Source organism: Herpetosiphon llansteffanensis, assembly GCF_003205875.1.
In the GTDB taxonomy this organism is placed as follows: Bacteria; Chloroflexota; Chloroflexia; order Chloroflexales; family Herpetosiphonaceae; genus Herpetosiphon; species Herpetosiphon llansteffanensis.
This window is the reverse complement of record NZ_PUBZ01000114.1, coordinates 23549-43904: the sequence shown is the minus strand read 5'-3', so window position 1 is coordinate 43904 and position 20356 is coordinate 23549. Positions and strand designations below refer to the sequence as shown.

Genomic DNA, 20356 nt, shown 5'->3' with positions numbered 1-20356 from the left:
CTCAAGCGCCATATGTTCTATGCTCTATGTTCTATGCTGTTGATGAGAATTTGTGGATGTTTCAGGCGATTTGGAAATTTATCTGCGGCTTTGGCTATGCCTTTCGCGGCATTTGGATCTTAATTCGCAGCCAGCGCAACGCCCAAATTCATTGTTTGGCCTTGGTTGTTGTGGCCATCGCAGGCTGGTTGCTTAAGATCAGCGCTAACGAATGGCTAGCAGTGATATTGATTAGTGTGGTTGTTTTAGCGCTTGAAGCAGTAAACACCGCGATTGAGAGCGTGGTCGATTTAGTTTCGCCAAGCTATCACCCGCTTGCAGGCCGCGCCAAGGATGTTGCGGCTGGCGCAGTGTTGATTGCGGCAATCGGAGCTTTGATGATTGCCGCAATTATTGTTTGGCCACGTTTAGCGCACTTGATAGCTGGTTGAACGCTGATCAAGCAAATATGTTTGCCAGAGCGTTTGCCCACCCTCGCCACGCGCCACCGGCTGCATGCGATCTGCGCCATCGGGCACAAGGCTCAAGTGTTGCTCAGCAAAAAAGACCGTTGGCCGCCCCTCGTATTCCACCACTGGCGAAATTGGCAGGCCAAAAATATCGGGGCCGCCGTGCGCACGCCAGTAGCGCCAGAGCAAGCTTGGCATCGTGATTCCGGTAGTTTCCTCAACGGAGGTAGTCACTAAGGGCAATAATTCCTCGGAACGAGCCATTACTGCTTGCACAGCCCGCAAGTTTTGCTCAAAATCAGGCAATTCGCCAGTTGATAATTCTGGCGTGATCGAGGCAATGCCCAGCGCACCCGCCCAATCGTGCATCCCACCAGTAATCATATAATTGCCCCAATAGCGGTCGTAGCGATAACCACTAGCTTCAGCATAGACTTGGGCCAAAGCAATTGATGGCGCATGCTCGCAAAAAGCAGGAAACACATCGCCACCATCGCTATGAATCCAGACCACCGCCGAGGCATCGAGCACCAAATCGCGCACCAATTGGCTTTCTAATTCCGATTCGACGAACGCGCCGCCTGTATCCGAGACGATGCCATATGCACCCTCAACCGTTTGATTCCAATCGTTTTCAGGGCAGGCATCGAAGTTGGTATCCATGTTGCGGTTGAGATCAACGCTGCGGCTATTGAAGCGCGTGCCAATTGCCAAGCCATCGGGATTGACCGTGGGAATGATATACAAGCTCACATCGGCTGGCACTTCATTGGGGCGCTGGCGAAAATGCTCAAGCAACGCCATTGCCAATTGATAGGTGTTGGCTTCGGGGCCGCCGTGGGTGTTCGACACCAGAAATAGCTTGCGCGGGCCATTGCCAAAACGTGTGCCAGTAATCGCCCGCCCTTGCAGCGATGTGCCAAAGGTCAAATCGACAATTGGCACAGTGCTAGGGCTAGGCGTTGCTTGGTTGCTTGGAGTTTGGGCGACAAGCGTGGTCGCCGGAATGCAGAGCAATCCAGCGACCATACTTAACATCAGCAGATATTTTTTCATTAGGGAGTTGGGGTTGGGACCACAAGTTCAGGTGTTGGCTCTGGTTGTGGTTCAGGCGTTGGCTCCGGCTGTTGCGGCGGTGCTGGCTCCGGCGTTGGTTTGGCCGGATTGGCACAAGGGTCGGTCGGTTTACAGCCTTTTGGTGGCAACGGCGTTGCCGGATTATGCACATAAATATCGGGCCATGGCTTGAAGTGGGTATAGAATGGCTCGCGCAAAACCACTTGACCATTTTGGCGGATAATGCGATACACCGTAATATCCATGCCATCGCGGGCGGTATCGGTCTGATGGAAAACACCAACAGGCTCTTTGGCATCAGCGATAAAGGTTGGCTCGGTTGGCTTAGGATATTCTTTGGTCACATATGGGCCATCAAGCACGACTTCGCGCTGCGGAGCCGTACCATACAAGGCGTAGGTAACGGTGGCAGTTGAATCGTTGACATAGGTGTTGAGCAACAACCAATTGCCAGTATCATTGACAAAACGGAAATCTAAGGCCCCAGTGAAGATTGCTGCATCCATCCCAAACGATTCGTAGACTTCGTACCACGAAATGCGGAAGGAATGGGTATGGCGCTCAGTAATGGGCAGGCCAGCGTGGAATGCAGCGCGGAACAAGGTCGTTGAATCTTGGCAAATCCCGCCGCCCCATTCTTCTTGGGTGCGATTGCCAACAATTGCATAGCCCTTGACGAAGCCATTTGATTCGTCGATTGAGCCAACCGCATTGTTGAACGAGAATTCCTCGCCAGGCTTGATCAAGATCCCATCAAGCAAATACGAGCCAGCTTTGATATTGGTAACCCGATATGAAGCTGAGCCTTTGTAGGAACTTTGGCCAACCCCAACCGTTTCGACAATCCCCAAGCTATGCAGGTTTTCGGCGGTTACGTCGGGCTGCACTTCTTTGATCACCAATTCGATGGTGCGGGTTTCGCCAATTGTAGCTTGCTCGATAATCCGCAATGCAGAAGCTTCCTCGTCGAGGCGCAAACCAGTACGACCTTCGCGGGTAATCGTTAGTGCGCCACCATCCCACGCCACACGAGGATTGACCGAGCCACGGCCAATTTCGTCGGCGAAGGTTGCGACCCGTTGGCGAATCATTTGTTCGTTCAACGAAGCCACCATTTTGGTTTTGCCATTGGCAGCGGTGTGGGTATCGAGCCGAATCAAAGCCCGCAGGTCATCGACGCTCAATTCCCATTGTAACTCGCCAGCAACCAAGGTCAATGGTGATTGCAACACAGCATCGATGGTTTGTTTGGCTTCAGCAACACCATCATCAAGCACGGTTGGCACAACCATTTCGGTGCGCAACACAACTTCAGCTGGTGAGAGCGTTTGCAGCTGGGTCAGAATATCCTGCGCAGTTTCATCAATCAAGATCAAACGGCCTTCGCGGGCAGGAGTCATCGTGGCGTTATTGCCAGCCACAATCAAGTTGGCATTGACTGGCGCAGCAATCAAATCGTTGGTTGCCGTGCTCAGATAATCGCCCAATTGACCTTGATCGATCGTCACTTGCAACGGAATATCATAGCCATTTTGCCAAATACCTGAGACTGCTTGCAAGGTATTGATGATATTACCGCCGCGCCCAAGCTTATAGGCTTCATCGACCGATTGCTCGACCGAGAGGCTAATGCCTGCATCTTGCGCGGAAGGCTCCCAGGTTTGGCCATTGAAACTGAGCGCTAAAGGCCGCTTGAGCAAATCGGCGTATCGCTCGTTGAGCAAGGCTTTGGCTTCTTCGGGCGTTTTTTGGCTCATATCGATGCCCTGAATTGCCACATTTGGATAAATGCGACCTTCAAAGGTGCGATTGAGATACCACAACCCTAAGCCAAAGAGCAAGCCAACCAAGCCTAACGTAATGCCAGCGCCCCAGATAAATGTCCGCAGGCGGCTACGTTTACGTCGTGGTGGCGCAGCCGATCGAACGGGGAGATCGTCGGCCAATGGGGCAGTTGCTTCATACTGCTCTCCATCGCCATTTTGACGGCGACGCTCCATAGGGCCATATTTTTGATAAAATTCATCTGCCATGCCAAACACTCCTAGCGACCAAACAGCACAATAGGTTTATTGATTAATAAATTGCTGTGCTTAGATGTTGATGAAAATACTGGCAATTAACGAAAATACCAAAACCACCACCAGAATGATGGACACAATTCGGTAAATTTGTTTAAGCTGCTGATTATTCACCGAGGACTCTCCTAGTTAAACATTGTGGCTATTATACCATTGCTCAGGTATTATGTCGTTCAATTTAAAGCTGATGTTTAGCTGAAAAATTGGCAAATAAACGCTTTGCAACGATGTGAGCAAGCAGCATACCAGCAAGCACATCCCAAAGGCGATGTTGTTTGGTGGTGAGGGTGCTGATGATAATTGCCAAGGCCCAAGCCGCGACGAGCCAGCGCCACGGCGAGCGCAAACGCCAATGCGCCTCCGCCAACACTACGGCATAGGCCGTGTGCAAACTGGGCAAGGCATTGTATGGTGGATCAACACGCCAAAGCCAAGCAAGCAGGCGGTTGGTTGCTGGTTCTGGGCGTGGCACGGTTGTGCGCACACTGCAAAACAGCATCGAGCCAAGGCCATTGAGCAGGCTAATTGCCCAAAAAACCCGCCGTGCGTGGGCTGGCTGAGACCAAAAATAAGCAGCATTCAAGCCTAAAAAGGGGTAGAGCGAAAGATAGGGGAAAACACTCGCAGGCAGCAGGGGAATCAGCCGATCAAGCGCGGTTTCGGGCACAATGTAGGCCAGCTGATCGGGAACATGGCTTGCAGCAAAGTAACCGCCAAACGAGACCAAGGCAAGCGCCAGATCGGGGCTTGGCGAGGCCAGCGGCGATTGTTGCTGCAAGCCTGGCATATTTAGCTATTCACAGCAGTTTCGCTGTAGTGATTGCCGTTGCGGATGGTGCGCGGCACTTCATGGCAGCGGCGACAGCGGGCTTCGTAGGCTTCTTGAGCCCCAACCAAAATAATTGGGTCGTCGTATGAGGCAGGCATGCCGTTGATCAAGCGTTGCGTGCGCGAAGCAGCCTGACCACAAATCACACAAATTGCTTGCAACTTGGTCACTTCTTCTGCTTTGGCCAGCAAGGTTGGCAATGGGCCAAATGGCTCACCGCGAAAATCTTGATCTAAGCCAGCGACAATGACCCGAATGCCGCGTTGAGCCAATATATCGCACAAATCGATCACCGCAGGATCAAAAAACTGCACCTCATCGATCGCCACGACGGTTGTTTCAAGCACAATCGCCGCCGCAATATCGGCAGCAGTTTGCACCGGGGTTGCCAACACGCGCACGCCATTATGTGAAGCAACTTCTTCATCGGAATAGCGGGTATCGATGGCTGGCTTAAACACTTGGATTTTTTGACGGGCAATTTGCGCGCGCTTGACGCGGCGAATCAGTTCCTCGGTTTTGCCGCTAAACATACTGCCGCAGACAACTTCAATCCCACCACGTTGCATGAGAACTCCTTATCGCATCAAGAGGAAGTGCAGGCCGCAAGGCAACAAAAGAGCCACGCGAAGCCTAGTGGTATCGCGTGGCTCTTTGCAGTTCAGAACAACGATGAAACCTTATTCTTCGGTTGAAGTTGGTTCTTCGCCGTAGACTTCATCGTAGAGGCTGCGCTTCTTGGGGGCTTGTTGAGCGCGAGCTTCGCGGCGGCGTTGGGCATCTGATTGCTTTTCTTGGCTTGATTGCAAGCGCTTCATAAAGCGATCAACTTGACCAGCGGTATCCAAGATGCGTTGTTCGCCGGTGTAGAACGGGTGGTTGCCTGACCAAACGTCCAAGCGCAATTCAGGCTTGGTTGAGCCAGTAATCAAGACTTCTTCGCCGTTCACCACAATTTTGGCATTTGGATAATATTTTGGGTGAATGTTCTTCTTCATGATAACTCCTCGATGGTGATGCTTTAGGCTTCAGCTTCAGCAGGTACAACGCTCACCATTTTTTGGGTGCGGCTGTAATCTTCGAATTTGACATGACCATCAATCATCGAGTAGATGGTGTAATCGCGGCCAAGGCCAACATTTGCGCCAGGGCGCACTTTGGTGCCACATTGGCGAACGATGATTGAACCAGGCTGAACCAACTCACCACCGAAGCGCTTGATACCACGCATTTGCGGCTTGCTGTCGCGCCCGTTTCGCGAGCTACCTACACCTTTTTTATGTGCCATTTGCAGGCTCCTTTCAGACGCGGGCCAACCGCGCGGTCAGATTACTTGTTTGGAACTACAATATCGTTGATGGTGATTTCAGTGTATTTTTGGCGATGGCCGGTACGGCGGCGATAGCGTGCTTTTGCTTTGTAGCGGAACACGACAATCTTTTCGCCCTTCACAACTTCGCCAACGGTTGCTTTCACAACTGCGCCACTGATCAAGGGTGCGCCAACAAAGGTGTCGGCCCCACCAACCATCAAGACTTCATTAAATTCGATAGTGCTTCCATCTTCAGCGTCGGTCAAGGCAATTTGTAATGTTTGGCCTGGCTCAACGCGATACTGTTGGCCACGGTCTCGAATAATGGCGTACACGATGCCGCTCCTTCTGGCGGTTTGGTCCGCCGCCGATAAAAAAGAGAGGGGCATCTGCCCGCCCTCTTTTAATGATATTTTTTCTTTACAATACGGCGACGAATTATAGCAGACAGCATTGATGCTGTCAACCACAGCAATTTGAATTTTTAAGCCGCGTGCATGACCCAAATCAAACCCAATTGGCGCGTTCTCTCAGCCCCAACCCCCACTTTATTCAAAGGTAGTTAAATCATCTCACCTCTGCGAGCTAGCCCAAAAGTCGTTGGTGGCATTGCCAAACATAACTCATTATTGACCATGCTTTAATAAATTATTAAGTATGGTATTCTATAGTACCTACGCTCAGAGCAAAGCATAACGACCCTCCAGATCAGCAATTCCATTCTGAAAGGAACTTAAATGAAGGACCATCGGCTGATTACCCTGCTCGCGTTGTTCGTCATTATTTTTGCTGGGGCCAGCATGGTTCACCCGCTAGCAGCCAAAACCGTTAGTAGCGATAACTTGGTTTTGGGCAATCCTAGCGGAGCAGTCGCCAGCAGCAGCTATCCTACCAATTATTTGATTCAACGTAACCAATACGCGCTCTCGTATCATCGTGATAATGGCATCGCCAATTGGGTCAGTTGGCACCTCGATAGTGGCGATATTGGCAGTGCCTCGCGCAGCGATTTCCAACCAGACAGTAGCTTGCCCAGTGGTTGGTATCGGGTGGCAACGGGCGACTACAGCGGCAGCGGCTACGATCGCGGCCACATGACTCCCTCCGGCGACCGCACCTCCAGCGCCAGCGACAACCAACCAACCTTCTACATGACCAACATCATTCCCCAAGCTCCCGACAATAACCAAGGCCCATGGGTCGACCTCGAAACCTATGCCCGCGAGTTAGTCAGCGCAGGCAACGAACTGTACATCATCACTGGCGGCGCTGGCTCACGGGGCACAATCGCCAATGGCAAAGTGCGCATTCCCAACTCAACCTGGAAAATTATTGTGGTGCTGAGCCTCGGCAGCAACGATCTGAGCCGCGTCAGCAACAACACCCGAGTCATCGCGATCAACATGCCGAATGTGCAAGGCATTCGCGATAACGATTGGCGCGATTATCTGACCACGGTCGATGCGCTCGAAAGCTTGACTGGCTATAACTTTCTCTCGAATGTCTCAACCAGCATCCAAAGTGTGATTGAGGCACGCATTGATGGCTCGACAACTCCTGTGCCAACCTCGGTGCCAAACCCAACCTCTGCTCCCAATCCAACTGCAACCCCAGTCCGCACCGCAACGCCACCACCAAGCACTGGCTGTAGCTCAACGCGCTTGTTCTTCTCGGAATACGTTGAAGGCAGCGGCAGCAACAAAGCCTTGGAACTCTACAACAACACAGGGGCCAGCGTCAGCTTGAGCGGCTATAGCATCCAGCTGTATGCCAATGGCGCGACCAACGCCACCAGCAGCGTTAATTTGAGCGGCTCGCTTGCCAATGGCGCAACCTACGTGATTGCCAATGCCTCTGCTTCGAGCAGCCTCTTGAATCTGGCCAATATCACCAATGGCGTGGCCAACTTCAATGGCAACGATGCCTTGGTATTGACCTACAACGGCGCGGTTGTTGATAGCTTCGGCCAAGTTGGCAACGACCCAGGCAGCAGTGGTTGGGGTGGCTTAACCACCGACCGCAGCTTGCGCCGCAAAGCCAACATTGCCTCAGGCGACACCAATCGCAGCGATAGCTTTAGTCCAAGCAGCGCTTGGGATGCCTACAGCAGCGATACCTTCAGCGGTTTGGGAAGCCATACCGTGAGCTGTCAATAGCGCCCTAGAACAGTTTGCTGAAACCCATAACAGGCTACTGGAGTACTATCCAGTGGCCTGTTCGTCCTTAAGAATGAGAACGATTCGCCCTCGAATACCTGTTTAACAATCGAACAGCCGTGGTATTCTTAGGCTGTGGGTAGGCTCCTAGCCTACAGGAGGAAATGCTGGATGGCAATGTTAAATGTTGTTGATGTTAAAAAGTCTTTTGCGGGAACGCAAGCAGTTCGCGGCGTCAGCTTTAATGTTGAGCCTGGCGAATTGTTTGGTGTGCTTGGCCCTAACGGGGCTGGCAAAACCACCACGATCCGCATGATTCTCGATATTTTGCGCCCCGATAGTGGATCGATTGAAGTCCTCGGCGGCCCAATGGACGAATCCAAGAAAAATCGCATTGGCTATCTACCAGAGGAACGCGGCCTCTATCGCAACCTCAAAGTTATTGATTGTATGGTCTATTTGGCAACTCTCAAGGGCATTGAGCGCAACGAAGCACGCAAACGAGCCAGCGCCTATCTCGAACGGGTTGAACTCGGCCATGTTGCTCAGAAAAAAGTTAGCGAATTGAGCAAAGGGATGCAGCAAAAAGTGCAATTTGGCACGACGATTTTGCACGAACCAGACATCGTGATTATCGACGAACCCTTTGAAGCGCTCGATCCAGTCAACACGCGCATGGTCAAGGATCTCTTGTTTGATATTCGCCGTGAAGGCCGCGCCGTGCTGATGTGTACCCACCAAATGCACCTCATCGAAGAAATGTGCGACCGGATTGTGATGTTCAACCGTGGCGAAATTGTCTTGAATGGTACCTTGCGCGATGTGCGCCGCCGCTTCGCTCCCAACGCGGTTTGGGTCGAGGGCAATGGCTCATTCGATAATTTGCCTGGCATCGAGAGCGTTCAAACCGAAAATGGCCAAGTGCAGCTCAATCTCCAAGCTGGCACCAGCCCACAAAGCGTCTTCCAAGCCTTGGCAAGCCGTGGCGATACCAGCATCGATCGCTTCGAAGTGGCGATTCCGTCGCTTGACGATATTTTCGTGCGAGTCGTCAATGGGGAGCGTGGCCAATGAGCAAGGCAAAATGGTGGACTATCGCCGCTCACGAATATGCAGTCCATGCAAAACGTAAAGGTTTTTTGATTGCCACCTTTGGCACGCCGCTCTTGTTGGCGGCAATCTTCGCGGCAATCTTTGCCTTTATTGCCTTTGGCGATCAGAGCAATAGCCTTGGCGTGGTTGATCAAGCTGGCATCACCCAAAAACTGCCTGCCACGGTCACGATCACCGATACCTTGCGCAAAGATGTGGCGGTTATTCGCTTTGATGATGAAAATTTAGCCAAAGCGGCGCTTAGCAAGCAAGAAATTGATGGCTATGTCGTTATTCCAAGCGATTATCTGCAAACCGGAGCCTTGCGCGGCGTTGCCGACGAAGGCAATTTGAGCAGCGATGCACGTGGCCGCTTCACCGATTACCTGCAAAAAGCCTTGATTGCCAATCAACCATCGTTGAATGATCAACGAGCGCTTGAGCCAATTGATCAGGTCTACAATCGCAAGCCAAATAGCGATGTTGAAACCAGCGAAGGCCAAGGGGTTTTGCTCTTTTTCGCGCCCTATATGTTTGGCATTTTCTTTTTTATCGCTGTGTTTAGCTCAAGTGCCTACTTGATGACTGCCTTGGTTGAAGAAAAAGAATCACGGGTGATGGAAATTTTGGCGACCTCGCTGCGGCCATTTGAACTGATGGTTGGCAAAATTGTCGGCCTTGGCTTAGTTGGCTTAACCCAAATTAGCATCTGGGTGGGTACAGCGCTGCTTGCCTTCACAATTGCCCGCGCCAACATCGAAGGCATGGCCAATTTGACCTTGCCAACCAACGTCTTGTTGATTGGGGCGGTGATGTTTGTGCCAGCCTATCTGATGGTTGCGGGAGCACTCGGTGCAATCGGTGCAAGTGTTTCAGCAGTCCAAGAAGGCCAGCAATTCTCAGGCATTATCTCGATCTTGATGATTTCGCCAGTCTGGTTTATCAGCATGATCATTGAAAACCCGAATGGCCCATTAGCCCTGTTCCTGAGCCTCTTCCCCTTCACAGCCCCCATTGTTATGATGCAGCGGGTGGCACTGGTAAGCGTGCCAGCATGGCAAATTGGGCTATCGGTGCTGTTATTGATTGGCATGGCTTTTGTAATGATTTGGCTTTCAGCCCGAATTGTGCGGGTTGGGATGTTGCGCTATGGCAAACGGCTTACATGGACCGAAATCCGCCGCGCATTGAGCCTTGGAGGTCAGCATGGCGAATAAAATGCTCAGTGTCGCCCAAAATGAATTTATTAAACACATTCGCAAACCAACATTTTGGCTCGCCGTTTTCGGTATGCCACTGCTGATTGCGGTGGTTGGCTTTTTTAGCCAATCCAACAACAATAATCGCAGTGGTTTTGCGGTGCCCGGATTGGGCGACCCAGCCAAAATCAACGAAGATATTCTTTCGGGCGAGCTTAAAATTGGCTTTGTTGACGAAAGTGGCGTGATTAAAGGCATTCCAAGCAGCTTCGATCCACAAACTGCCTCGTTGTATGTGCAATATCCCGATGTGGCGCAAGGCTTGGCAGCCATGGAAAAAACTGATATTCCAGCCTTGTATGTGATTCCAAGCGATTATTTGGCCACAGGCAAGGTGCAGCGCTATAGCAACCAGGTTAATCCTTTTGGCGATTCGCTGCAATCATCGTTGGTCGAATTATTGCTAAGCACGAGTTTGTATCCCGATAACGGTAGCAGTTATGCCTTTTTGCTCCAGCAGCCAACCACGCAACTCAAAGTTGAGGGGCCTGATGGGCCTATCAACAAGGCGACGAACGAAGGCGAACGCATGCAATCGGCCTTTATCTTAGGTATGGGCCTCGCCTTATTGCTCTATATTTCGATCTTCTCATCGGCCAACTTGCTGTTGCAATCGCTGATTGAAGAAAAAGAAAATCGCGTAATTGAGGTGATGCTTTCGTCGTTGAGTCCCCGTAGTTTGTTGCAAGGCAAAATTCTTGGGCTAGGTCTCTTGGGCTTGGTTCAAGTTGCAATCTGGATTGCAATGGGCGCGTTGATTACTGGCCAAGGCGCGGCCTTGGGCAGTATGATGGCCAATGTCGAAATTTCGCTTGGCGCATGGTTGCTGGCGTTGATGAGTTTTGTGCTTGGCTATGCCATGTATGCCTCACTAATGGCGGGCATTGGGGCGGTGGCCAACACGATGCGCGAAAGCTCGCAACTGACGGTGATTGTTGGCTTGCCAATTATTATCCCGTTGATGTTCATCAGCGTGATCATCGAGCAACCAAATGGTGGCTTGACCACGGGCTTGAGTCTCTTCCCCTTGACCGCGCCAGTCGTCTTGACGATTCGCAGTGTGCTCACGAGCGTGCCGCTCTGGCAAGTTGGGCTTTCGGTTGGATTGATGATCTTGACCGTAATTGGCTTGCAATTTGTCACAGCGCGTATGTTCCGCGCTAGCACTTTGTTGCGCGGCAGCAAAGCCTCATTTGGTGCAATGTGGCAAGCCTTACGCCAACCAGAATAGACTGCAACAATCAAATTGCTGTCGGCGTTAATTAATCCGACAGCAATTTGGCAAAATTGCTCTCGTTTTTTAGCAGCAAATCTGCTACAGTAGACTCCTGAGTTGGAACTTGTTCGATTGTTGGGTTTTGTGTGGAAGAGCTTTGCTCTAGGAGGAACCTAGCGTTATGCGAAAACGCATCGGCTTAATACTGGCCTTGCTGGCAGTTTTGTTTACCACAATGCCTGCAGCAGCAGAAATTGTCAATGTTCCCTACGCCGAAGAACCAGAATTTTTGCTTGACGACGAAGAGTTGTTGAAACTTGTTCAATTGCAAGACAACACCTACCCCAGCGTTGGCAGCACGATCAACCCCGATGATACCACTGTGCTGATTGGCAACTATCGCTACAGCGATACTGGCTCAGCTTTCTTGAATGTTGTTGATGGCTCAATTGTGCCAGTTCAACCATTGCAACTGCCAGAAGATAGCGACTTCTTCCCATTTTCTGCAACTGAAATGGTTTGGCTCGACAACGATCATATTGGTCAAGTCTTGTTTGACCCATTCACGGGCAGCATGATGCTGTCAATCGACCGCAACACTGGCGCAATTAGCCTGTATCCGGTTAATTTGCCTTACATTCCACTATCGATTGCGCCCAACGGCTCAACGCTCTTGGTTGTGACGTTCGATCAAAGTGAACTCGAAGCCATGCGCCAAGCACCTGATTCGGTCAAATTGCCGTTCAGTGTCGAAGCGCCAAAAACCACCATGGAACGGGTCAAGCCAAAGGATAAGGTTGCTTACTACGCTCACACCGACTCACGTGGCCGGATGAGCGAAGAAACCATTGATTTGGCAATCTACGACCTGAACACTGGCGCATTGACCCCATTGTACAGCGTGCCCGACCACACCTTGCTCTACGATTATGCTTGGGCAAAAGATGGCAGCAAGCTGGCCTTGATTCGCGATAGCGTGATTTTGGGCGAAGGCTTTGGCGAAAAACGCTTGGTTGACATTATGACCCAAGATGCACTTGGCGGTCTGTCACCCAAGGATAACCCACTCTTCACCCAAAATGTGCTCGATACCTTCGATCTGACGACTGGCAACTTCAAGCCTGAAGCTTGGCGTGCAGTCAATGGCGATGGTCGGGTTGTACGCGACATCGAATGGAGCACCGACGGCCAACGTTATATCGTACGCTTGGAACGCCCAGCCCGAATCGCTGGTCGCCCAAACCCAACCTATATCTTCCCAGATATGGCAAGCTACGAATTCCGTAACGTTGATGGCAGCTTGCTGCGTGAATTGTACACGCCAGAGTTGCAAACGCCTGACGCTTCGTCGATCAAGTTCCTCTCACCAGATGAAGTCTTGTTCAACACCGTCACTGGCACCAACCAAGCGTTGTACTACTTCAACCAAGGTTCAGGTGAGTTCCGCAAGATCTCAACCATGGATGGCACCTACTTCGGCGCTATCAGCACCAACCTGACCCAACAATTGATTTTCAGCTATATGTCGTTCAGCCAACCAGCCGATATTTATCGCATGAACTGGAATGGCCAAGCCTTGAGTCGCTTGACCTGGGGCAACGGCGAGCTGGAAAAACTCAACCAAGTTCGGGTTGATAACGTTTCGTTTACCGTCAGCAGTGGCGCACAACGCAACGGCTTCTTGATCCAACCAGCTGGCGCTGAGTTCCCACCAAAAAATGTGCCAATTGTGTTCTGGCAAGAAGGTGGCCCACGCGCACCAATGACTCAATTCTTTGCTGCCAACACGGAAAACCCCTACAACTTGTTGCCAAACTTTGGCATTGCAGTGTTGTATGTGCCACTTCCAGGTCGCTTGGGCTTTGGGCCAGAATTCTTGAACGCTTTGGCCGATAACGACAACTTCGGCAAAATCGACATCGACGAAGGTGCCGAAATTGTTGGCCAAGCAATCTCACGCGGTTGGACTTCACAAAGCAAAATTGGGGTTACCGGTTGTTCATACGGCGGCTATTTCAGCGCCCAAAGTATTACCCGCCACCCAACTCGCTACGCTGCTGCCAACCCACAATGTACCTTGTTGAACACTGCCAATGAATTCCACTTTGGCTTGGGGCCATTAATTGCCTACCTCGAAGGTGGCACACCAATGGATAAGCCAGCAGAATACAACGCAGACTCGCCATTGAGTCGCGCTGACCGCGTGCGCACCCCAACCCTGTTGTTCCATGGCGAATACGACTTCTTGCCAGTCAAGTATGCAGTCGATTTCCATGATCAAATCGAAATTCAAAAGCATCGCGTCAAGTTGGTAACCTATGAGCTCGAAGGCCACGGCCTGAGCGACCCAGCCAACCAATTCCGCGCTGCCCAAGAGCAAATCTTGTGGTTCCGCCAATATTTGAGCGGCGACCCAAGCGTTGCTGGCGAGCCAGTCGTTGCCGATGCAGCAACCATGACGGTGCCTGAAACCACGAACGTCATCGTGTTTGAAGAAACCACCACGGTTGCGCCAAGCTTCCAACTCAGCAAAAACTGGATTGCTGCTCAGTAATCTCGTTGAACGCAACAAGCGGGGCCGTTATGGCTCCGCTTGTTTTTGTTTAAGCCAAATAGCCAGCTTGCAATTCGCGCTCGATCATCGCCAACAACAACCCAGAGCGAATGCTCACCTGAGCATTGGGCGCGGAAAATTCGTTGCTCACACCTCGCGCCGGGCCAATCGGCAGGTCTTCATCGCGCAAGGGATAGCGCAAGCCCTCAGTGCACACGCCCACAACATCACCCAACGGCAATAACGAAACTCGCAGGCCAGCTTTGCCTTGAAACGCCAAATGCTGGCGAATCAAGCGCACTTCCCAAGCGCCATCAAGCAGGGCCACATCACGATCAATCAAGGCCGGATGGGTCAGCAACAATTGATTGGCCATGTGCATATCGGGGCGGCCACCAAGCGCCGCCAAAATGCGAATCTGATCTGCGCCCCGTTCAACTGCCAACAATAACGCCAATTCGAGGTCAGTCTCGTTTTTGGCGGCGGGAAAGCGCAAAATTTCGACCTTGCGGGCTTGCATAATCTCCAACATGGCAGGCTGAATCGAATCCAAATCGCCAATAATCACATGCGGCGTTACGCCATGATTGAGCGCATGGCGTGCTCCGCCATCAGCAGCAATCAACAAATCGGTGCTGCTCAGCAAAGGCAATGCAGAGCGAATATCTGCTTGCGGCGCATCGGCTAGAATAACTGCTAGCATTAGGCTCCTTGGCTCAGCGGCGCTAAATCCAATAATTCAGTCAGCGAACTAATCACATAATCGGTTTGTACAGCCCGCACTTTGGCACCAGGCCGCTGCAACAGCACCGTGGTCATGCCAAATTTTGCTGCGCCAGCATGTTCTTGGGTATCGCCATCGCCAACATACACCACCTCGCGCGGGTCAACCCCAAGCGCATCGATTGCATGTTGGTAAATGCCAGGCTCGGGCTTAGCCGAACGCACATCGCAGGAGTAGGCGATTGCATCAAACAAATTGAGCAAACCCATCGGCTCCATCATCGGAATCGTCTCAGCCGAGCAATTGGTGACCAAGGCAATTTGGTGGCCGCGATCACGCAAGGCTTGCAGCGTCGGAATCGTATCGGGATAAACTCGCAGCGTGCTGAAAAACTCCAAGCGCTGTTTGGTCAGGGTCGCATGCACCTCAGGCGTGACCGTAATGCCCAAATAGCTCAACGTTTGGTCAACAATCTCCTCGGCCTGCCGATAGGTGCCGACCATGCGCGCTTGATACGAGCGGCCAGCAGCAGTATGAAAGGCATGATCGTCGATGCCCAAGAGCGGAGCCGCCAAGGTGGCCCAGTTGTAGGCAGGGTCTGGCTCGATCAAGGTAAAGTAGAGGTCGATAAAAACTGGTCGTGGCATACATGCTCCGTCAGATAAAATTGTCTTGCAGCTATTGTATGCAGATTGGCGTTTTGTGGTACGATGCTGGCTGATTGTGGCCTTTAATTCCGAAGGGTTGTGCATGGATCGGCCAAGCGTTTCAATTATCGTCATCAATTTTAATGGTAAAAAACACCTTGTTGCTTGTTTAACTTCCTTGCTTGCCCAGCGCTACCCAAGCAATGCGCTCGACATCATTGTGGTCGATAATGCCTCGCTCGATGGCTCCTGCGATTTAATTCGCCAACAATTCCCCAGCATCCGCCTGATCGAAAATCGCGAGAATTTGGGCTTTGCGCCAGCAGTTAATCAAGCAGTGCGCTTGAGCCAAGCCCAGTATGTGGCCTTGATCAACAACGATGCCAAAGCTGATCCCGATTGGATCGCGCAGTTGGTGGCCGAGATCGAAGCTCATCGTGCCGAAAAGGTGATTGCAGTTGGCGCAAAAATGCTCGATTGGGAAGGCCAGCAGATTGATTTTATTCAAGCAGCATTAAATATTTTTGGCCATGGCAACCAACCATTTACCCGCATGCCTGCCGCCAGCGTTTTGGTGCAAGCTGGCCCGCAGCTTTTTGCCTGTGGCGGGGCGATGCTAGCCGATCGCGCGGCATTTTTGGCAATTGGCGGCTTCGATGAAAGCTATTTTGCCTATTTCGAGGATGTCGATTTTGGCTGGCGGGCTTGGTTGCTCGGCTATCAAGTGCGGTTTACGCCAGCAGCGGTGGTTTATCATCGCCAACATGCCACCGCCAACACTATGGGCGGGCATCAAATTCGTAGTTTGCTTGAACGCAATGCGCTGCGCACGATCATCAAACATTATGCAGACGAGCAATTGTGGCGCATTTTGCCAGCAGCCTTGTTGCTGATTATTCAACGCAGCTTGCTTGATGGCGCAGGCGGCTTTGATCGCAAGGAATTTGATTTGCGCCTGCGCAACCAAGGCGATCAAACCAGCACGATGCAAGTCCCCAAGATTATGTTGAGTTATATCGCAGCTTTGGGCGATGTGATCGATGGCTGGGATGCACTGTGGGCTGAACGCCAGCGCATTCAGCAATTGCGTCAGCGCAGCGATGCAGAACTTTTTAAGTTGTTTGAACAACCATTTGGTTTGATCGATATTGATATTCAATTGCATATGCAACAACAAACCATGGTTGAAAGTTTTAAATTGCGAGAACTTATGCCGCACCCAACCACCAATGTGCTGATCATCAGTATCGATCCCTTACAAGCTGCTTTAGCTGGCCCAGCAATTCGCAGTGTCCAAATTGCCAAACAGCTGAGCCAGCATTGCAAGGTTGTGCTCGCCGCGCCTGATCGGGCTGATTTGACGATTGCCAATGTGCAAACTATCGCCTTCCCTAGCAACGATGGCACAAGTTTGGGCGAGTTGGCGCTGAACGCAGAAGTGATTATCGTGCAAGGCTATAGTTTACAAAAATATCCCCAATTGCTGAATGCAGAACGCATTTTGGTGGTCGATCTCTATGATCCCTTTCATTTTGAGGCGCTTGAGTTGGCCGAACGTCGTGGCATGAGCCTTGAGCGAGCAATTGCGGTTAATGATGCCAGCGTTGAAGCCATCAGCGAGCAATTGGCCTTGGGCGATTTCTTTATCTGTGCCAGCGAGCGCCAGCGCGATTTGTGGCTGGGCGCGTTGACCGTGAGCAAACGCATAACCCCTGAGCACTATCGCAATGACCCAACCTTGCGCAAACTCATCGATCTTGTGCCATTTGGCTTGCCAAACGAGCCACCGCAAGCAACCAAACCGGTGATGCGCGGGGTAATTGATGGGATTAAGCACGATGATGTGATTGCCTTGTGGGGTGGCGGCATTTGGGAATGGCTTGATCCCTTGACGATTATTCGCGCCATGGCCAAATTGCAGCAGAGCCATCCGCAGTTAAAATTGGTTTTTATGGGTGGTCAGCACCCAAATAGCCACGATGTTGGCGTGATGCAGCGCTATACCGAGGCCGTTGATCTCGCCAAAGAGCTTGGTTTATATGCCAAAACCGTCTTTTTCAACCAAACATGGGTTGAATACGATCAACGGGTCAACTATTTGCTCGAAGCAGATCTTGGGGTCAGTGCCCACCATAACCATACAGAAACCCGCTTTGCCTTTCGCACGCGCTTGCTCGATTATATTTGGGCCAGTTTGCCGATGATTGTCTCCGCAGGCGATAGCTTGGCCGATGTGGTGCAGCAAGAGCAACTTGGCCAAGTGGTGGCGATTGAGGATGTACAAGGCTGGGTCGCGGCCTTGGCCCACGCAGCTGATACACGTGCAAATCGTGAGCAACGCCAAGCGCAATTTGCTCAGGTACAACAAGCCTATACCTGGCAACAAGCCTGTGCGCCATTAATTGAGTTTTGTCGCCAACCACAATATGCAGCCGACAAACGGCGCAATGTTAAGGCCCAAAGCAAACAAGCGGGCCATACCAGCATGCGCTACCGTATGGATGAGCTTGATCGGGTTGTGGCCGAGAAAAACGAGCATATCGCCCACCTAGAACAGCATATCAAAGCCATGGAAAATGGCAAAGTGATGCGTTTGTTAAAGTGGGCTACTCGGTTGCGCAAAGGTTAAGGGGCAGAGCTTTTTAACCACTAAGAGCACGAAGCTGGGGCTATGGGCTATGGTGTATTGGTACATCACGTTAACCACGGTCTCATCCCCTCATCCGTGAGCGGGCGAGGGGATGAGACCGCATGGTGCTCCGCCAATTCCTTGGTGAAAACGATCGGCTCCCCTCGCCCTTTGATTTTTGCCTTTTGACTTCTGACGTTCATATGTTCTTTGTTCGAAGTGGATAGGGTATAATAACCACGTTTAACTAGTATGGCTGGAATTTTCCCATGAAAATATTATCTGCCTTGACCTACTACGCGCCGCACTGGACGGGCTTGACCATGCATGCCCAACGGGTGGCTGAAGGACTCGCAGCTCGTGGACATCACGTCACTGTCTTAACAATCCAGCATGAGCCAACGCTGCCAACCGAAGAAATCTTGAATGGAGTGCATGTGTTGCGGCTCAAGCCAGCAGCTCAAATTAGCCGAGGCATGCTCGCACTCAATTTTCCGTTCGTCGCTGCCAAATTAATTCGCAGCCATGATGTGGTGCACGTGCACACGCCACAACTTGAGGCATTGTTACTTTCGGGTTTATGCCGCGTGCTCAATAAGCCACTGCTGATGAGCCATCACGGCGATTTGGTCATGCCAACCGGCCTCGTCAATCGCGCAATTGAAAAAGTGATGATTGGCCAAATGGTCATGGCAGGCAAATTAGCCCGCCGCGTCAGCGCCTATAGCCGCGATTACGCTGCACATTCCAGCTTTTTACAAAAATTCAGCAAAAAATTGACCTATATTTATCCACCAGTCGAGTTGCCAACGCCAATTCCTAGCCAAGTTGCGGAATGGAAAGCAGAGCTTGGGATTAGCGATAAGCCAATTGTTGGCTTTGCTGGGCGCTTCGTCGAAGAAAAAGGCTTTGATTTCTTGCTCAAAGCCATGCCGATGATCGCCGAGGTCTTTCCTGAGGTGCGCTTTGTGTTTGCTGGCGAGCACAAAATGGTCTATGAAGATTTTTATTCGACCTGCTTGCCAATGATCGAGCAAAATCGCGAGCGCATCGTATTCCTTGGCTTGTTGCGCGATGCCCAAAAACTGGCTAATTTTTATGCCATGTGCGACCTATTTACCTTGCCAAGCCGCACCGATTGTTTGGCCATGGTGCAGATCGAAGCGTTGTTGGCAGGCACGCCACTCGTGACCAGCGATATTCCAGGCGCACGGGTCGTGGTTCAAGAAACTGGGTTTGGGCGCTTGGTAGCAACCCAAAATCCTCGCGCTTTGGCCGATGGCATCATTGAAGTACTGAAAAATCCCCAAACCTATAAAGTTCAGCCCGCCAAAGTTGAGCAAGTTTTTTCCGTCAAAGGCATCCTCGATAGCTACGAACGGACGATGGCCGAAATGTGTGGCCAGCCCGTTTCAGCATCGGTTGTATAAGAAAGAGCAATCATTATGACTGAACAACCTTACGCCGCTTTAGCACCCGCCGATGCAGCGCTGATGGATACCATGCTGCGCAACGAGGCCGACCCAGCCTATAGCCGCCGCGCCCGTCGCTTGATGGAATATCTTGACTTGCAAGCTGGCGATACAGTGCTCGATTGTGGTTGTGGCTATGGTTTCTATACCTTGATGATCGATAAGCTGCGTGATTTACACGTCGTTGGCTTCGATGAGGCGTTTGATCGCTTGTTGGTTGGCCAAGAGCATGCCAAACGGGCAACATTTGTGCGCGGCGATGGTCAAGGCATGCCCTTTGCCGATAATAGCTTCGATAAAATTCTGCTCTCGGAAGTGCTCGAACACATTCCCGATCAACAAGCAGCCCTGCACGAATTGCGCCGTATCCTCAAGCCAGGCGGCATTTTGGCCATCTCAGTGCCACACGCCAATTATCCATTGTGGTGGGACCCAGCAAGCTGGATCTGGACGCGGCTTGGCGGCAAGCCCTTTACCCACACCAAATTTGGCAGCATTTGGGAAAACCACGTGCGCTTGTATGAACCAGCAGAATTGGTACGCCAAGTGCGCATGGCCGATTTCGAGGTTGAGTGCTGCGAAGAAGCCACCCACTATGCCATTCCAATGACTCCGTATGTAGTCTATGGCATTGGCAAGCCCTTAATCGAATCGGGGATTTTGCCCGAACGCTGGATGAAGAGCGCCGACCGCATGCGTGGCGACCAAAACCAAGGCAGCAAATTAAACCCGCTCAACCTTGCTCGTGGCATTATCAATTATGTCGACCAATTGAATGAGCGCCCAGAAACGCTGCAAAAACGCAGTTTTGTCAATGTCTTTGTCAAAGCGCGCAAGCCCTTGAGTTAAGTCTTTCAGG

18 protein-coding genes are annotated in these 20356 nt (G+C 51.5%); 9 read left to right on the top strand and 9 right to left on the bottom strand.

The window, feature by feature from the left end; genetic code table 11:
* Positions 1–56: 56 nt before the first annotated feature.
* On the top strand, positions 57–431 hold the full coding sequence (locus C5S61_RS17740; RefSeq protein ID WP_110517038.1) for a diacylglycerol kinase family protein: 375 nt from the start codon (positions 57–59) through the stop codon (positions 429–431).
* Here C5S61_RS17740 and C5S61_RS17735 read toward each other — a convergent pair.
* The 7 genes from C5S61_RS17735 to rplU form a co-directional block, all read right to left on the bottom strand.
* Positions 408–1478, bottom strand: coding sequence for a M14 family metallopeptidase (locus C5S61_RS17735; RefSeq protein ID WP_205701427.1), 1071 nt, complete (start codon positions 1476–1478; stop codon positions 408–410). The two genes, C5S61_RS17740 and C5S61_RS17735, sit on opposite strands and share 24 nt — an antisense overlap.
* A gap of 26 nt (positions 1479–1504) precedes the next feature.
* The gene (locus C5S61_RS17730; protein WP_110517034.1) at positions 1505–3559 is read right to left on the bottom strand and encodes a VanW family protein; all 2055 of its coding nucleotides are present in this window, start codon (positions 3557–3559) and stop codon (positions 1505–1507) included.
* A 226-nt stretch (positions 3560–3785) separates the two neighbouring features.
* Complete coding sequence (locus tag C5S61_RS17725) at positions 3786–4394, bottom strand: phosphatase PAP2 family protein (protein WP_110517031.1); 609 nt, start codon at positions 4392–4394, stop codon at positions 3786–3788.
* Positions 4395–4396: 2 nt separating this feature from the next.
* Entirely contained in the window at positions 4397–5005 is a 609-nt protein-coding gene (locus C5S61_RS17720) for a thymidine kinase (protein ID WP_110517028.1), read from the bottom strand.
* A 111-nt stretch (positions 5006–5116) separates the two neighbouring features.
* Complete coding sequence (rpmE, locus tag C5S61_RS17715) at positions 5117–5434, bottom strand: 50S ribosomal protein L31 (RefSeq protein ID WP_054535363.1); 318 nt, start codon at positions 5432–5434, stop codon at positions 5117–5119.
* A gap of 23 nt (positions 5435–5457) precedes the next feature.
* Positions 5458–5724 (bottom strand): 50S ribosomal protein L27, encoded by a 267-nt coding sequence (gene rpmA, locus C5S61_RS17710; RefSeq protein WP_012190209.1) that lies wholly within the window; start codon positions 5722–5724, stop codon positions 5458–5460.
* Positions 5725–5765: 41 nt separating this feature from the next.
* Positions 5766–6083 (bottom strand): 50S ribosomal protein L21, encoded by a 318-nt coding sequence (gene rplU, locus C5S61_RS17705; RefSeq protein WP_054535362.1) that lies wholly within the window; start codon positions 6081–6083, stop codon positions 5766–5768.
* A 402-nt stretch (positions 6084–6485) separates the two neighbouring features.
* Between rplU and C5S61_RS17700 the strand changes: the two genes are divergently transcribed.
* The 5 genes from C5S61_RS17700 (at position 6486) to C5S61_RS17680 (ending at position 14025) form a co-directional block, all read left to right on the top strand.
* Complete coding sequence (locus C5S61_RS17700; protein WP_110517026.1) at positions 6486–7904, top strand: DNA/RNA non-specific endonuclease; 1419 nt, start codon at positions 6486–6488, stop codon at positions 7902–7904.
* Between the two features lie 171 nt (positions 7905–8075).
* Complete coding sequence (locus C5S61_RS17695; protein ID WP_054537402.1) at positions 8076–8978, top strand: ABC transporter ATP-binding protein; 903 nt, start codon at positions 8076–8078, stop codon at positions 8976–8978.
* Entirely contained in the window at positions 8975–10213 is a 1239-nt protein-coding gene (locus C5S61_RS17690) for an ABC transporter permease (RefSeq protein ID WP_110517023.1), read from the top strand. Before C5S61_RS17695 ends, C5S61_RS17690 begins: the two co-directional genes overlap by 4 nt.
* Positions 10203–11486, top strand: coding sequence for an ABC transporter permease (locus C5S61_RS17685; RefSeq protein ID WP_110517020.1), 1284 nt, complete (start codon positions 10203–10205; stop codon positions 11484–11486). Before C5S61_RS17690 ends, C5S61_RS17685 begins: the two co-directional genes overlap by 11 nt.
* A 166-nt stretch (positions 11487–11652) precedes the next feature.
* Complete coding sequence (locus C5S61_RS17680; protein WP_110517017.1) at positions 11653–14025, top strand: alpha/beta hydrolase family protein; 2373 nt, start codon at positions 11653–11655, stop codon at positions 14023–14025.
* A 49-nt stretch (positions 14026–14074) separates the two neighbouring features.
* On the opposite strand, the gene C5S61_RS17675 is transcribed toward C5S61_RS17680, so the two are convergent.
* Together C5S61_RS17675 and C5S61_RS17670 are read right to left on the bottom strand one after the other, a co-directional pair.
* On the bottom strand, positions 14075–14728 hold the full coding sequence (locus C5S61_RS17675; protein ID WP_110517013.1) for a thiamine diphosphokinase: 654 nt from the start codon (positions 14726–14728) through the stop codon (positions 14075–14077).
* A complete protein-coding gene (locus C5S61_RS17670; RefSeq protein WP_164689604.1) occupies positions 14728–15396 on the bottom strand; it encodes an HAD family hydrolase in 669 nt (222 codons plus the stop codon). The genes C5S61_RS17675 and C5S61_RS17670 overlap by 1 nt, the downstream gene beginning before the upstream one ends.
* A 103-nt stretch (positions 15397–15499) precedes the next feature.
* On the opposite strand from C5S61_RS17670, the gene C5S61_RS17665 reads away from it, so the two are divergent.
* The 3 genes from C5S61_RS17665 to C5S61_RS27125 all read left to right on the top strand — a co-directional run bounded on the left by C5S61_RS17665 (position 15500) and on the right by C5S61_RS27125 (position 20346).
* On the top strand, positions 15500–18025 hold the full coding sequence (locus C5S61_RS17665) for a glycosyltransferase (protein WP_110517009.1): 2526 nt from the start codon (positions 15500–15502) through the stop codon (positions 18023–18025).
* A 269-nt stretch (positions 18026–18294) separates the two neighbouring features.
* Entirely contained in the window at positions 18295–19455 is a 1161-nt protein-coding gene (locus tag C5S61_RS27130) for a glycosyltransferase family 4 protein (RefSeq protein WP_205701426.1), read from the top strand.
* A gap of 15 nt (positions 19456–19470) precedes the next feature.
* The gene (locus C5S61_RS27125; RefSeq protein ID WP_205701425.1) at positions 19471–20346 is read left to right on the top strand and encodes a class I SAM-dependent methyltransferase; all 876 of its coding nucleotides are present in this window, start codon (positions 19471–19473) and stop codon (positions 20344–20346) included.
* The last annotated feature ends 10 nt before the right edge of the window (positions 20347–20356 follow it).